This window comes from Planotetraspora thailandica (assembly GCF_016863335.1).
GTDB classification, from domain to species: Bacteria; Actinomycetota; Actinomycetes; order Streptosporangiales; family Streptosporangiaceae; genus Planotetraspora; species Planotetraspora thailandica.
The window spans coordinates 155,357-168,766 of record NZ_BOOR01000034.1 but is presented as its reverse complement, the minus strand read 5'-3'; the positions used below and the strand labels follow the sequence as shown (position 1 = coordinate 168,766).

The 13,410-nt window shown below is 65.4% G+C and carries 16 protein-coding genes; 8 read left to right on the top strand and 8 right to left on the bottom strand.

The features are described from left to right. Positions 1-743 precede the first annotated feature (743 nt). The 4 genes from Pth03_RS23305 to Pth03_RS23290 form a co-directional block, all read right to left on the bottom strand. Positions 744-1,286: an SUKH-4 family immunity protein gene (locus Pth03_RS23305; protein ID WP_203946468.1), complete on the bottom strand. Its 543-nt coding sequence runs from the start codon at positions 1,284-1,286 to the stop codon at positions 744-746. Between the two features lie 159 nt (positions 1,287-1,445). Continuing rightward, entirely contained in the window at positions 1,446-1,814 is a 369-nt protein-coding gene (locus Pth03_RS23300; RefSeq protein ID WP_203946467.1) for a VOC family protein, read from the bottom strand. A 135-nt stretch (positions 1,815-1,949) separates the two neighbouring features. Continuing rightward, positions 1,950-3,044, bottom strand: a complete 1,095-nt coding sequence (locus Pth03_RS23295; RefSeq protein WP_203946466.1) for an IS110 family RNA-guided transposase — start codon at positions 3,042-3,044, stop codon at positions 1,950-1,952. A gap of 267 nt (positions 3,045-3,311) precedes the next feature. Beyond that, positions 3,312-3,704, bottom strand: coding sequence for an HflX GTPase family protein (locus tag Pth03_RS23290; protein ID WP_239119299.1), 393 nt, complete (start codon positions 3,702-3,704; stop codon positions 3,312-3,314). Positions 3,705-3,976: 272 nt separating this feature from the next. On the opposite strand from Pth03_RS23290, the gene Pth03_RS23285 reads away from it, so the two are divergent. Continuing rightward, positions 3,977-5,215 carry an IS110 family RNA-guided transposase gene (locus Pth03_RS23285; protein WP_203946465.1) on the top strand — a complete coding sequence of 413 codons (1,239 nt, stop codon included), beginning with the start codon at positions 3,977-3,979 and terminating at the stop codon, positions 5,213-5,215. Positions 5,216-5,872: 657 nt separating this feature from the next. Further along, positions 5,873-6,703: an SDR family oxidoreductase gene (locus Pth03_RS23280; protein ID WP_203946464.1), complete on the top strand. Its 831-nt coding sequence runs from the start codon at positions 5,873-5,875 to the stop codon at positions 6,701-6,703. Positions 6,704-7,048: 345 nt separating this feature from the next. Here the strand turns inward: Pth03_RS23280 and Pth03_RS23275 are convergent, their stop codons facing one another. Further along, a complete protein-coding gene (locus tag Pth03_RS23275; RefSeq protein WP_203946463.1) occupies positions 7,049-7,648 on the bottom strand; it encodes a hypothetical protein in 600 nt (199 codons plus the stop codon). 233 nt (positions 7,649-7,881) lie between these two features. On the opposite strand from Pth03_RS23275, the gene Pth03_RS23270 reads away from it, so the two are divergent. Beyond that, complete coding sequence (locus tag Pth03_RS23270; RefSeq protein ID WP_203946462.1) at positions 7,882-8,880, top strand: tetratricopeptide repeat protein; 999 nt, start codon at positions 7,882-7,884, stop codon at positions 8,878-8,880. A gap of 166 nt (positions 8,881-9,046) precedes the next feature. Here the strand turns inward: Pth03_RS23270 and Pth03_RS23265 are convergent, their stop codons facing one another. Next, a complete protein-coding gene (locus Pth03_RS23265) occupies positions 9,047-9,712 on the bottom strand; it encodes an XRE family transcriptional regulator (protein ID WP_239119298.1) in 666 nt (221 codons plus the stop codon). A 229-nt stretch (positions 9,713-9,941) separates the two neighbouring features. Between Pth03_RS23265 and Pth03_RS23260 the strand changes: the two genes are divergently transcribed. The 5 genes from Pth03_RS23260 (at position 9,942) to Pth03_RS23240 (ending at position 12,522) form a co-directional block, all read left to right on the top strand. Then, on the top strand, positions 9,942-10,286 hold the full coding sequence (locus tag Pth03_RS23260; protein WP_203946460.1) for a hypothetical protein: 345 nt from the start codon (positions 9,942-9,944) through the stop codon (positions 10,284-10,286). Next, positions 10,270-10,749 carry a winged helix-turn-helix domain-containing protein gene (locus Pth03_RS23255; protein ID WP_203946459.1) on the top strand — a complete coding sequence of 160 codons (480 nt, stop codon included), beginning with the start codon at positions 10,270-10,272 and terminating at the stop codon, positions 10,747-10,749. Before Pth03_RS23260 ends, Pth03_RS23255 begins: the two co-directional genes overlap by 17 nt. Positions 10,750-11,033: 284 nt before the next feature. After that, positions 11,034-11,564, top strand: coding sequence for a hypothetical protein (locus Pth03_RS23250; protein ID WP_203946458.1), 531 nt, complete (start codon positions 11,034-11,036; stop codon positions 11,562-11,564). Positions 11,565-11,606: 42 nt separating this feature from the next. Then, positions 11,607-11,900 carry a GntR family transcriptional regulator gene (locus Pth03_RS42575; RefSeq protein ID WP_373318581.1) on the top strand — a complete coding sequence of 98 codons (294 nt, stop codon included), beginning with the start codon at positions 11,607-11,609 and terminating at the stop codon, positions 11,898-11,900. A 67-nt stretch (positions 11,901-11,967) separates the two neighbouring features. Beyond that, positions 11,968-12,522 carry an HD domain-containing protein gene (locus Pth03_RS23240; RefSeq protein ID WP_239119297.1) on the top strand — a complete coding sequence of 185 codons (555 nt, stop codon included), beginning with the start codon at positions 11,968-11,970 and terminating at the stop codon, positions 12,520-12,522. 17 nt (positions 12,523-12,539) lie between these two features. Here Pth03_RS23240 and Pth03_RS42570 read toward each other — a convergent pair whose 3' ends face one another. Next, entirely contained in the window at positions 12,540-12,827 is a 288-nt protein-coding gene (locus Pth03_RS42570) for a DUF3027 domain-containing protein (protein ID WP_203946456.1), read from the bottom strand. 104 nt (positions 12,828-12,931) lie between these two features. After that, positions 12,932-13,408, bottom strand: a complete 477-nt coding sequence (locus tag Pth03_RS23230; RefSeq protein WP_203946455.1) for an NUDIX hydrolase — start codon at positions 13,406-13,408, stop codon at positions 12,932-12,934. Positions 13,409-13,410: the final 2 nt, after the last annotated feature.

The following is a 13,410-nucleotide window of genomic DNA, read 5'->3' as shown; positions in this document are numbered from 1 at the left end:
ATATCCCGCCCAGTCCTCCAGGTTGTCGCTGGCTGTCATGGCGGTTCCCCCTTACCCACCACCTGCCCAACCCGCCCAAACGGCGAACAATCCCTTAAGCGTATGTATCTCGAAAGAGACTGCCGTGTTTGCGGGGGAGATCCTTCATAGATCGTTTGCGACCCACGAGGAGCTACACACTGGTCTGGCACCAGTGGTGAGCGGCAGTGGGCCGATGACGGAGGCACATGCCCCACTTTCCCCCGGCTCCCAATAGCTGCCGACATTCGCGACTGCCGCCCGGGTTCTGTCAACCGGTGCTTCGCGTGTACATGTTCCCGGTGACCTTCCACGCGCGCTGGTTGTCCGACCTACACAGCGCCGGTTGACAGGTTCAGGGTGCCGCGAATACTTGGGCAGCGGGGGCCGGGGGACCCTGCACCTTCCAGCTCAGCCAGTAACGGTCGGAGTGGCGTTGACCTGTTCGAAGTGAGATGTACTGTCGCCTGGCGGCCCATCGACTCGTCCGCGCCAGCCGTCCGGCGTTGTTTGCGCGCTGTCCGCTGGGAGCGCTAGCGGGAGGCGGCGGCGTGCGCCGTGACGGCGGCGCGTGCGGCCCGGTTAGGGCCGCCTTGATTACGAGAAGAAAAGTTGCTTTCGATCATGTGCGAAATCATGTCCTGCTTCGGTTGATGATTGACATGATCAATTCGGAGTCGTGCCGGGCGTACGACTCGCGGCAAAAGAGGATGCCGCAGGACGCGTCAGTACAGCCACCGGTCGAGGACCGCGGGCCAGAAGTGGGTTCGGTGATCGCCGACATCGCCGTATGCGGCCGGGTCGAGGCGTGCGATCTGCTCCAGCAGATCGGTGAGCTCGGCAAGTGCCAGCTCTTCCATCGCTTCGTCCTCGTCCCAGTGCTGGATTGCCGTCGAGCCCGCCAGCCATGTGCCGACCAGGTGCAGCGAGCACAGCCAGTGGTTGATTGACGAGTTGACGAATCTGGCGCTGCCGACCGACATCTCCAGCACACGCCCGGTCTCCGGCGCGGCAGCGTATATCCAACGCGGCTGCTGCCGGTCGAGGCTGTATCCCGCAAGCCGGTACATCGTCGGCTCCGCCCTGAACGACACCACGTCAACAACGCCGTTCAGCAGCGGCACGCCGCAGGAGACCAGCGCCGCCTTCTGCTGTTCCGGGAGCCGCCACGGGGCCATATCCGCGGCGGCACGTATGACTCGCCCCACTCCGGCCCACGCCTCAAGCGCATTGAAGGAGGGAGGGCTCGGAAGATCGCTTGCCACCATGCTCGACGAGACTAGCCGACGCCCAGATCGGCCGTAGCCAGCGATAACCAGGCCGGTTCACGCGCGCTCATCGGCAAGAGCGAGCACGGACAGCGGCAGAAGAGGGCATGTTCGGTGGGACGCGCATGCGTGCTCGGGAGCGTGGATGAAGCGGTGAGTTCAGCAGGATTGGTGGCAGACTGCCTCGACGTTGTTGCCATCGGGATCGCGTACGAAGGCGCCGTAGTAGTCCGGGTGGTACTCCGGCCAGACTCGCGGCTCATGCAGGACCTCCGCGCCGGCGCCGATGGCCGCGGCGAAGAAGGCATCGACGAACTGGCGGTCGGTTGCCGTGAAAGCGATGTGCGACTCGCGGAAACCGTCGCCGGTCGACTGCTGACCAATCCAGAACGTGGGGCGGTCAACGCCGTATCCGATGACTGGACCGAATTCCATGATCCGTCGGCCGCCGAGCGGCGCCAGAACAGCGTCGTAGAAGGCCGCGCTCTTAACGAGATCTCCGCACTGAATCGACAAGTGATCAAGCATGGCGGCAGTCTGCCAGACGGCACCGACAGCAGCGAGGGCATCGAAACAGCAGCATGATGGAGCGTCCGCGTCCTCCGCGGCATCGTCGCGCGTTCGCGCGCACGGCGGCAGATCAGTATGATGCCCCTATGGATGTCAAGCCGCTGAGGCCGCGGTCTTGGGACGCTGTGGGTTCCGGATGATCCGGTAGATGTCGCGGGCGATGTAGCGTTTGAGGCAGCGGATCGCTTCGCGGCGGGTTTTGCCGTCGGCGATTCGTCGTTCGAGGTAATCGCGGGTCCGGGGGTCCCAGCGCAGGCGCGCCAGGACGATGGTGTGCAGGGCGGAGTTGGCTTGTCGGTCGCCGCCTCGGTTGAGACGGTGGCGCTGGACCTTGCCCGAGGAGGCCTCGATCGGGCTGACGCCGCACAGTGCTGCGAAGGACGCTTCGGTGCCAAGCCGCTCGGGATTGTCTCCGGCCGTGATGAGCAGGGCTGAGGCGGTGTCCGGGCCGACACCGTAGGCGTCGAGCAGGCCGGGAGCGTGAGCGGAGATCGCGGCGGTGATCTGTGTCTCGAGGTCGACGATTTCCTGGGTGAGTTGGCTGATACGTTGCGCCAACAGCCGCAGGGTGTAGACAGCGGCCGAGGTGATGCTGGTGGGTGATCCGGCCTCAAGCGCGGCGCATCGGCGGATCAGTTTGGGGTTGCTCAGGCCGGTCAGCGAGTCGCGAAGCTCAGGTTCGGTAGCGACCAGAACGGCCTTGAGCTGGTTAATCGCCTGGGACCTCGACTTGATTGCTGACGTCTTGGCCAATCTGAACAGCCTGAGCATCTCCACCGGCCCGTCGCCTGCCTTGGCCACGGCCGTGGCGCTGCCGGACAATACCGCCCGAGCTGCCGCCTCGGCATCCAATGCGTCGGTCTTACCGCGACGCCGACGCGCGGCTTTGTCGGGCTGATTGACCTCCAAGACCTCGATTCCCGAAGCGCTCAGGTGGCGGGCGAGTGCCGCGCCATAAGAGCCGGTGCACTCCACGCCGGCGCGATGCACGCGCCCGAACGAGCGCGCCCACTCCAGCAGATCGAGATAGCCGGCCACGGTTGTGGGAAACCGTTTGGTTCCCAGTAGCGCACCCAGGGCAGTGATGACGGCGGCGACGTGGAAGTCTTTGTGGGTATCGACTCCGACAATCACCTCGATCCGCTCATCGGTGGCGCGCTCTGAGGGGGCGGGAGACGTCTGCGGCACGGCAGCTCCTGGTCAGGACGGGAACGGAGTTGGCCGTCGCCGGACCAAAGGAGCGGTCAGGACTGTGATGGTGCCGGCGGGCAAGGCCCCTATCGGGACACATTCCATCGGTCGGCGATAGCAAGCCCCGCCCCGAACCGTGGTCGACAGATCAAACTCAGGACACCCTGGTCAGTCGTATCGCGGGTCAGACCATGACTCGAGGCGGCGCCCTTAGATCCTCACAGTCGTACCGCGCCGCGCTCGCCCTGCGGCATGTGCGGGCGCTCACCGACCGGGGGTAAAGAGGTCCTCGCCGCTGATCACGAAGCACCCGAACATGTCGCCGAGGACAGCTCGTTGGTGTTCCGTGAGCGGGTTTACGAACACCGCAACACCGACCTCTGCGGCCCGGCACGCCTGCGCAATCTCGCGCGCTTTGCCCGGGCTAAGCAGTGTCCGCCGCGAGAACGGCACAGCCATTTTGGCCGCACCGCCGTGCGAGACACCCCGCCGCTGGACGTGTCGGCTCACTACCCGCCCGCCATGGGCCTCCACGGAGGCCGCCAGCACGTCAAGCTTTGCGCCGAACTCCTTATCCTTCGCCGAGAACAGGCCCACGAGCGCCACGTCGGTGCCCGCCAGCACGGAGGTCGGTGGCTCGGTCGGATATCGCCGCACGGGGCCATGGTGTCAGACGCCACACGGGTACCCGCTCATCGGCTACTTGTTAACTTGCCTCAGGACCGGTGTCTGGCGAGGCTCGGTCCAGGCGCCCGGCTCGTCGCTCTCACATCGGCTGCCCACAGTTCGCTGTGTGGCTCTCATTTGGCCTGCGTGAGCCGGGCGTCGCCCAACGGGCGGGAGAGGCTCAAGAGGGGATTGTCCGAGCTCGAAGTAGCGGTGCCCTCCCAGCTCAAGACCGTCGACGGGTCGAGTCCGGGGAGGTAGCAATGGGTGCAGTGGTGATCGGGATGGACCCGCACAAGCGGTCCGCGACGATCGAGGTGATGACCAGCGACGAAACCATTGTGGGTGGCGGCCGATACGCCACCGACATTGATGGATACGGGGCGATGCTCGGCTACGGTCGGCAATTTCCCGAACGGGTCTGGGCGGTTGAGGGCTGCCGCGGTATCGGCCGGCATATCGCGAACCGGCTGCTGGCCGATGGCGAACAGGTCGTGGACATCCCGCCCAAGCTGTCAGCCCGGGCCCGGATCTTCGCCACCGGTCAGGGCCGCAAGACCGACGCCACCGACGCACATTCGATCGCCCTCGTCGGCACGAGGATGAGCGGACTGCACCCGGTCGTGGACGACGAGCAACTCACCGTGCTGCGGATCCTCGCCGACCGGCGCCGGGCCCTGGGCGAGGATCACACCCGAATAGTGGCCCAGCTGCATCACCTACTGCTGGAACTCATCCCCGGCGGCGCGAAGAAGGATTTATCCGCCGCACAGGCGAAAACCCTTCTCTCCCGGGTTCGTCCACGTGATGCCGCAGGCAAGACCCGCCGCCGGGTTGCCGCGGAACTCATCGGTGACCTCGAGCGGATCTACACCCGGAAGAAGGCCGCGAACAAGGAACTCACCGAGCTCCTGAAAGCCACCGGGACCACGCTCATGGATCTGGACGGCATCCGCCCCTCCGGAGCGGCCAGGCTGCTGATCGAGGTCGGCGACATCACCCGCTTCCCCAGCAAGGCACACTTCGCGTCCTGGACCGGCACTGCCCCCATCGACGCCTCCTCCGGTGACCAGGTCCGCCACCGGCTCTCGCGCGGCGGCAACCGCCAGATCAACCGGGTCCTGCACATCATGGCCACCGTCCAGCTCCGCAACCCGGGCCGGGGCCGCACCTACTACGACCGCAGGAAAGCCGAGGGTAAGACCTCGATGGAAGCCATGCGCGCCCTCAAGCGGCGCCTCTCCGACATCGTTTACCGACAGCTGCTCGCCGACGCCGCCACGCCCGCAGCGGCGGGCCCGGGAGGACACTCGGGGGCGGCTACTGACTCCAGCGCGGCCGGCTCACACCCCGACACCGGCACTTCGGAGAAGTCACTTCCCGGACCCGCCGAACTCAACGCTACAACCGGTTCAACCTCTGATGCCGACCATCCTTCTGGCCGTTCCCGGCGCCCTGTCCCAGCGCCGTCCCGCAGACGTCGTCAAGCGCTCTCTGCTTGACGACGGCGAGGACCGGCGCATGATCAACAGGCGGGAACGCCCGCCCTGTTGACACAGAGGGGAGCCAGATCCGGTCGGCCGGCCAGACCGCGCGACTCGCGGCATGTCCGTGCACCCGATTGAGAGGTCGTAGCGGCATGAGGCCCGAGTCCCGACGACGGCCGATGATGACGCTGGCCGTTCGGGCCACATTCCGGATGCCGGGGTTGCGTGGATTCCCTGGCCGTACTCGTACCGCAGACCGACGTCCGCAATGAGTTGCGCGGCGCCGTTCAGGACGGGCCGTGAGCAAGATCAGCTCACGGCCCGTCCAGCGCACGGTTCGGTCTGGCCGGGGCGCTGGTCACCGCCGTTCAGTCCCAGCGAGCCGGATCTCCGAGGCTCGGCGTGGTGGCCGGCCCACCTCCAGGCGCGCCGTTCGGTGTGGTGATTGGTACGGCGGCCCAGGTTGTTACCGGTTCGGTCGTAGCGCATGGTGGTGTGTGGGTCGGCGTAACGGCAGCGATCTGGACGTTGCGGCGGCTGACGGCGGCATCGAGGATCGCCAGGAGAACGGTGCTGACCGGGCACGTCAGCTGGCGGCGTCGCGCCACACCTGGTACCCGAGGCGTCGCCGTGGAGAAAATGGCGCCACGGCAAGTACATCCGGGAGGGTCAATGACCACAATGTCCGGCAAAGTGTGCCTGGTGACCGGCGGGACCAGCGGGATTGGCCGGGAGACGGCGGCCCGGCTGGCCGAGCTGGGGGCCACCCTGGTCGTCGTCGGGCGCGACGCCGAGCGAGGGCGAGCGGCCGTCAAGGAGATCCGGCATCGGGCGCCCAGTGCCGAGGTGGACCTCCTAACGGCCGACATGTCGAGCCTGGCCGAAGTGCGCCGGCTGGCCGCCGAGGTGCTGGAGAAGTACCACCGGCTCGACGTGCTCGACAACAACGCCGGTGTGATCGTGCTCAAGCGGCAGTTCACGGTCGACGGCTACGAGACTATGTTCGCCGTCAACCATCTGGCGCCGTTCCTGCTGACCAGCCTGCTGCGGGAACGGCTGGTAGGCAGTGCACCGGCCCGCGTGATCTCGGTGTCGTCCAATGTGCATAGTTCTGTCAAGCGGATCCCGTGGAACGAACTGGCCCGCGGCGAGCCGAGCTACCCGCTATCGAAACTGGCGAACATTTTGTTCACAGTCGAGTTGGCCAAGCGCCTGACCGGCACCGGTGTGGTCGCCAACTGCCTGCACCCGGGCCTCATCCGTACCCAGCTGGGCCGTGAGGCCCACGGCGTCGCCAAGCTGCTCATCGCGGCCGCGAAGCCTTTCATGGGTACCGTCCAGACCGGCGCGGCCACCCCGGTCTACCTGGCCAGCGCCCCAGAGGCGGCCGAGGTCACCGGAGGCTACTTCTTCCGCAGCAAGCAGATTGAGCCGAGCTCCCTGGCCCGTGACCCCGAGGCCGCCGCGCGTCTATGGGCCCTCAGCGAGGAGTTGGTGGCCTAAGTCGGGCCAAGATCGTCGTCAGGTGGCGCGCTCGGGAACGTGTGGAGTGTCGCTGACGTTGCCCCTCGCAGGCACCATCCGATCGCTCAGATGCGGCTCCTCGAGACCACGTCCATCACGGTCGCGACACGCACTCAATTCGGCAGAAGAGGAAGTGTCGCCGGCCTAGCCGTGATCATGTAAAGCATCAGGCGGGGCCGAAGCGTCAAGCATCAACCGAGGTCTGACAGAGATCGTGCAAGATCGCGCGACAGTGTCCTACATGGGCTGATGCTTGACACGGCGGCCCTGGTTGTTGGTCAACCTGATCAACCGGAGTCGTGCTCGCGGCACGAACGTGCACCGTCACCGACGGTTCAAGCCATACGACGGAGTCGCGTGGATACCCACGCCGTACTCGTATTGCAAGCTGGCGTGTGCGATGACCCGCGCAGCGTGCGGCAGTACGGGGTGCGAGCCGATCTTGCTCACTGCCATCCGGCGAATGACCCGATTGAGTCTGCCGGAGGCGCTTGTGACCGCTGCCCAATTCCACTCAGCGGGATCACCGAGTCGCTGCAGGGTTGTCGCCCACGCCGAGGCACGCTTCTCCGTGTTGTGGTTCGTATGACTCCATCGCAGTTCCTGTGTCCCGATCGATCCGCCGTAGTAGAGCTGAATGAGGCCCCAGCCTTCGCAGCAGTACCGGAAGGTCGCATCTCCAAACGCACCCGGAAGCAGGTCGATTCGCCTGGCCATGGGATCCGGCCCCGACCCGACGACGAACAACGCCAGGTGTCGTCCCCGTGGACCGTCGGGAACATCTGGGACGGCTTGAAACTCCCGCAGCTCGCAGTCAGGTTCCGAGTCGGATTCGAAGACACGGAACAAGCCGAGATCGAACACCGTCTCGATGACCGATATCCAATCGTCGTCTGCAGCGTAAAAGTCGAGGTTCGGCACCATCTCACTATCGCGGTCGGCGCGACACCACCGCCAGCCAGAACTTCCGCTCATCGGCAGATCCGGTCGGCGAGCCAGACCGCGCGACTCGCGGCAGATGAGTGCACGCTGCAGGAGTGGGAACCGCTGGCCGTTCGGGCTCGTCACCGCAGCGCGGGTAGGCTGCCGCGGTGTTCCGGTAGCGGCGCACCCATGCGAGGAATCCGGGGCTGACGACGCAACACGTGGAGAGCCGCATGAGCCGAGAACAGATTACCGAACTGGAGGTCGCGGTCGCCGCCAGCGAACGGCAGGTCGGCGCCGACCATCCAGCGACGCTCGAGGCGCGGGTGCGCCTTGCCCTGGAGTACCGGAACCACGGACGCAACGAGAATGCCTTAGCGGAGCTGGAGCAGGTAGCGGCAGTCCGCGACCGCATCCTCGCCCCCGAACATCCGGACACGCTGTCAGCCCAGCATGAACTCGCGCTGACGTACTTCCATTTGAGCATCGGTAACGACGACGCGAGGTTGCCCGACGCGATCGCAACGATGGAGCGCGTCGCGGAGGGCCGGGTTCGTGTGCTCGGGCCGGCTCATCCCGACACCTTGGCAAGCTGGGCGAGCCTTGACCTCCTGTACGGCCAGGTGCAGCGATACGACGAGGCCCGGGCGTTGCGGGAGCGGATAGCCGCCGGCTGGGAGCGGGTCGTGGCGGAGCGGGAGCAGCGGCTCGGCCCCGACGAACCGGACACGCAATTCAGCCGAATCAGGCTCGCCTCCGCATACGGCAACCTTGGACGAACGAACGACGAGCGGACAGTGCTGGAGCGCGTCATCGCGTCGTGGGGGCGGCTCGCGGCCGCGCGAGAGCGGCGGCTCGGCCCGGTGCACCCGGAAACCGTGGACGCCCGTGAACATCACGCGTACTGCCACCGGTGGGTAGGCCGCAGCAAGGACGAGGTGTCACTCGTCGAGCGAATCGCCGCCGACCACGAGCGCCTGCTGAGCCCGACCCATCCCCGCACGCTGCACGCGCAGGTCCATCTCGCCTCCAGGTACTTCGAGGGCAACCACAACACTGCCGCGGCGATCGCCCTGGGCGAGCGCATCATCAGCGATGTGCACACCGTGCTCGGTGCCGATCACGATGACATGCGGAATCTGTGTGCCACGCTCATACTGGCTTATGCGACGACTGGACGCGGCGATGACGCCATGGCCCTCGCCGCTCGCTATCCGCTAGCCGAAGAATAGGCGACCGGGTGACGCGGAATGCAGTGCCCCAGCGAGGAGAATCGCGGTATCTGGATTCGGTTGTCGCCTGCACCGAGACGCTCTGGTGACCACAGTCGTTAGGCGAGAATGTGCTCATCTCGGCATGAGCGGAAGTGTCGCCGGTCGGCATGGCGGCCGGTGCGGACTACCTCATCGCCGATGAGGCTACATGCGAAGCGGTCGCCCAGATGCGCTCGAAGCTGGCCAGATAGGTGCCTGCGGCGCCTTCCTCATCGGCACGTAGGTGGATGACCGGCGCTTGGGCTGCTGGTGTGCCGTACGCGTGGACGTTGACGAGAAGCTCATCGTCGGCGCGATAGAGCGAGTTGTAGAGCACGGTCCTATGGAGGCGGACCTCGACTCCCTCGACCTCCTGCAGAGGGCGGTAGAGAGTGAGTGCGTTTTTGATCCGCGCGGCCATGACATCCGGGCCGATGCCTTCCTCGGCCCCTCGTGTTGCGACCTCGGAACTGTCCGGATCGCCAAGAAGGATGCGAACCTTCGCGCCGGCTCGTGCGCGTGCTGCCAAGAGGTGGATCATGCCGGTGTCCTCGGCGAGAAACAGGCCGCTGTAGGTGAGGATGCCGATCTCACGAACTCCGCCCTCGAACAGCCGGCGCCAGATGTTGTGCGGGACGGCCCAACGGTGCGCGTACACGGCATGCACGTCCTTGGAGATGGCTCGGCGGTGCTGGGGGATGTCGGGCCAGAGGTCGGCTTCGTCGACCTGAAGGAGGTCGGCGATGGCCCAGCGGTGGCGAGGGTAGGGGATGCGGCCCTTGAGCCAGCGGTTCACGGTCTTGGGATCCACGGCGAGGGTGGCGGCGATGTCGACGGCTTGGAGTCGGGCTGTGGCAAGGGCGTGCCGGAGGTTCTCGCTCACGGGGCCTCCCGGGGGGCGTCGGCTCTGTTGGCGACGCTAGCACAAGACGTCCCTAGACGTCCCTAAGTTGTGGTGTAGAGGTACCGCTCCGCATCAGAGGCTCAATCGGGCGGGTCAACAGAAATGCCCAGCTCATCGAGTCGAAGGAGCGCCTCCGATGGATGCCATTCGTGAACAGCAGCGGGCCTATCAACAGGACCTCCTGACGGACCTACAAGACATGCTCCGGTCGCGTGAGATCACGACGGTCCTGATCGCTGATCAGTACGGGCGGCCGGCGCTGGAAGTTATGGACAGCCGGTGCCGGATGCGTCGCGTCTTCGTCCATCTCGCGTTCTTGTGGTTCTACTGGGGCGATGAGCGCGACGAGCGTGTGTCGTGTCTGCGCCTGCTGGCCGCCGCTGATCGGATCGAGGCTGCCGCGCGTGAGGGCTGGCGCGAAGGAGAGCAGGGCGAACTCGGTATCGACCTGACCAAGATCCTCGATGCGCACCGCTCGTAACGTGCGTGAGGGGCACCTCACGGGATGGCGGGTCTATACGCAGATCGCCGACCGTGTTCGGGAACGCATTCTCACGGGCCTGTATGCCGCTGGGACCTCCTTGCCCTCGGAAGCTGCCCTGTCGGCGGAGTTTCGGGTGGCTCGCAACACGGTGCGCCGTGCCCTGCGCACGTTGGAAGCGGACGGACTCATCGTGACGGCACCATCCAAGGGGCGGATCGTGAAAACCGAGGGACAAGAGGTCACGGCCGTCTACCGGTACCAGGTGATCGCGGGCGATCTCCGCCGGCAGATCGAGAGAGGTGACCTCGCACCCGGAGACACGGTGCCTAGCGTCGCTGAACTTCGCTGGCTGTACGACACCTCCCGGAACACCGTACGGCAAGCGCTCGCCGAGTTACAGCAGGAGGGATTGATCATGTCGAGGCCAGGCAAGCGGCGGTTCGTGCGCTCACGAGAGTGAGACGTCCTTGTCGCTGCGGCCTACCTGCACGACATCGGGTACCCACCTGAGCTGGTCGACACCGGATTCCATCCCATGGACGGCGCGCCACCTGCGCAACATGGTGAAAGCCGGTGACGCACTCTGCCGCCTGGTGGCCGGCTGAGATCCGCTCCCGCTACGGCCACGTCGTCAGCCGCTCGATCGCTGCTTCTACCCCCTGCATCCTGACCGCCGTTCGAACGATTCAGGAACAAATAGCACGAAACTGAACAGAAGTCTGTCGTCCTTTACACTGCCGCATCATGACAAACATCCAGACTTACCGCAGCCTTGCTGAACGTTGGTGGCAGTGGGCGGCTTCCATTCCTACTCCCCGTAATCCGCTGACCGACGAAACAGGCGAGTTCGCTGCGGAAGGGCAGCCTGACGACGTGTGGTTCCTGGCGGGCACGATGGGTGGCGCCGTCAAACGCCAATGCTCCATCCCGTCGGACCAGCCAATCTTCTTCCCGATGTTCAACATCGTTCGGGGTTTTCGGCGCACACTCCTGTTCCGCGGCACCCCTGCGCCCGTCTGCCCCCAAGCGTCGGGCAGCGCAGAGCTGAACGGCGTTTCGCTTCCGGTATACGAGGTGAGCAACCAGAAAAAGTTCACCATCAACGCGGTTCCCGAATCACCGCTCCACTTCAAGGGCGACGTCACCGTCAAAGCATGGGGACTGTGGGGCTACCTCGAACCATTGGATCCGGGCACCTATGTTCTGACGTTCCAGGGCGAGATACGCCCGGGAGGATTCTGGGTCTCAGCAAAGTACGACCTGACAGTCGTGTGAGCACCTCACCAGCGGTCGGCCTACCTTCCCGTCTAGTCGTGAATCACCCGATGTACGACAAGCCGTTGCCAGCGAGGTAGCGGCCGATTCCAGGGCCATTGGGGGGCCATCGGCAGCTCGTCGACGTTTCCGCGGGGCACCCAGCGAACCTCCGCCGACTCGCTGCTCGGCGAAGGCGACCTCGCGCCCGGAGACACGGTGCCCAGCGTGGCCGACCTTCGCCGGCTGTACGACACGTCAGGCAATGCAGTCCGGCAAGCGCTCGCCGAGTTACAACAGGCGGGATTGATCATGTCGAGGCCAGGCAAGAGGCGGTTCGTACGCTCACGGGAGTGAGACGTCCTGGGACGTCCTTTCGTGTGCTCTAGGTCGGTTCACGGCGTGGGTGCCTATTGTCTATGGCGTGGGGCAAGCTGAGTGGGCGCACGACCTGGCCAAACAACTCCTGGCGGAGCCGCTTCCGCGGCGGTGGGCACACACGCAAGGGGTCGCCGCGCGTGCCATGTCGCTCGCCCCGGTCCTCGGCGAGGAGACGGACAAGCTCGTCGCGGCGGCCTACCTGCATGACATCGGGTACTCACCTAAGCTGGTCGACACCGGATTCCATCCCCTGGATGGCGCGCGGTACCTGCGCGACGTGGTGAAAGCCGATGACACGCTCTGCCGCCTAGTGGCCTACCACTCCTGCGCCGTCAATGAGGCCACAGAACGCCACCTCTACGACGTGCTCACTATCGAGTTCGACGAGGAACGCCCCGAACTCGTCGAAGCGCTGACCTACTGCGACATGACCACCGGCCCAGATGGGACGCACCTCGACGTCGCCGACCGCCTGGCCGAGATCCATTCCCGTTACGGTCCCGATCATCTGGTGAGCCGCTCGATCACGCTCTCGACCGCTTGCATTGTGGCGTCAGTGCGGGCTGTGGAGGAAGCGCTCGCGCGCGCGGCCAGATGACGCGAAGGGGAGATCGCTTACCCGAATGATCCGTCCTCGCGGACGGTGAAGGTGTCGCACCCGTCATGCTCGAAGCGGACCCTTCCATCAAAGGCCGATCGAGCATTTGTGCAAGCGCCATAGTCGAGCCCCATCTCGCCTTCGAGGGCAATCCAAAAGCGGCACCCACCGCATTGCTCGTGGTACCACTCATCGGGGTAGTCGGGACCGCCGGTGGATCGATTCAGCGATGACATCCAGCGCGCGTGGCACTCGTCATTGTGGCTGCGATCGTTTCCGGTCCAAGGCTCACCGGCTATGCTCATCAGGACCTGGATTTCTCATAGCCCGCGCGATTTCAACCTTGGTTGGTTGGCGGCGTGTGGTGGATAAGCAAGATCATTGATTCGCCTTCGTGCTCTGCAAGCGCTCAACCGATGTAGGGCGCGACCATGCCGGTGAGGTAGTGACCGATCCGCAGGCGCATCGACCTGTCCATCGGCAGAGCCTCGACCTGGTCGCGGGGCACCCACCGGACCTCGGTCGACTCGCTGCTCGGGGTCGGTTCGCCACTGACGGCGCGGGCGGTGAGGACGATAGAGAACTCTTGCCTGGCTTCGCCGTTGCTGGTGTAGAAAATCACGTGCTTGGGATCGGTGTAAGTGCCGACGATTCCGGTGATCTCGCAGGTGATGCCGGTCTCTTCAAGGGTCTCGCGGACGGCTGCCGCGGGGAGGGATTCGCCGAGGTCGATGGCGCCGCCAGGGACGGCCCAGTTGTCGTTGTCGCTACGGCGGATCATGAGGATGTCGCCAGCGTCGTTGGTGACGACGACGTTGACGGACGGGACGAGGCTGTTGGGCTTCGGGGCTTGGGGGTCGTCGTAGTAGTCGATCCGGCGTGCCATAG

Bases quoted from the DNA above. Each gene is read 5' to 3' on its own strand.
- Pth03_RS23275 (WP_203946463.1), bottom strand. From the start codon at position 7,648: ATGGTGCCGAACCTCGACTTTTACGCTGCAGACGACGATTGGATATCG.
- Pth03_RS23285 (WP_203946465.1), top strand. From the start codon at position 3,977: ATGGGTGCAGTGGTGATCGGGATGGACCCGCACAAGCGGTCCGCGACG.
- Pth03_RS42570 (WP_203946456.1), bottom strand. From the start codon at position 12,827: ATGAGCATAGCCGGTGAGCCTTGGACCGGAAACGATCGCAGCCACAAT.
- Pth03_RS23305 (WP_203946468.1), bottom strand. From the start codon at position 1,286: ATGGTGGCAAGCGATCTTCCGAGCCCTCCCTCCTTCAATGCGCTTGAG.
- Pth03_RS23270 (WP_203946462.1), top strand. From the start codon at position 7,882: ATGAGCCGAGAACAGATTACCGAACTGGAGGTCGCGGTCGCCGCCAGC.
- Pth03_RS23230 (WP_203946455.1), bottom strand. From the start codon at position 13,408: ATGGCACGCCGGATCGACTACTACGACGACCCCCAAGCCCCGAAGCCC.
- Pth03_RS23280 (WP_203946464.1), top strand. From the start codon at position 5,873: ATGACCACAATGTCCGGCAAAGTGTGCCTGGTGACCGGCGGGACCAGC.
- Pth03_RS23260 (WP_203946460.1), top strand. From the start codon at position 9,942: ATGGATGCCATTCGTGAACAGCAGCGGGCCTATCAACAGGACCTCCTG.
- Pth03_RS23255 (WP_203946459.1), top strand. From the start codon at position 10,270: ATGCGCACCGCTCGTAACGTGCGTGAGGGGCACCTCACGGGATGGCGG.
- Pth03_RS23300 (WP_203946467.1), bottom strand. From the start codon at position 1,814: ATGCTTGATCACTTGTCGATTCAGTGCGGAGATCTCGTTAAGAGCGCG.
- Pth03_RS23250 (WP_203946458.1), top strand. From the start codon at position 11,034: ATGACAAACATCCAGACTTACCGCAGCCTTGCTGAACGTTGGTGGCAG.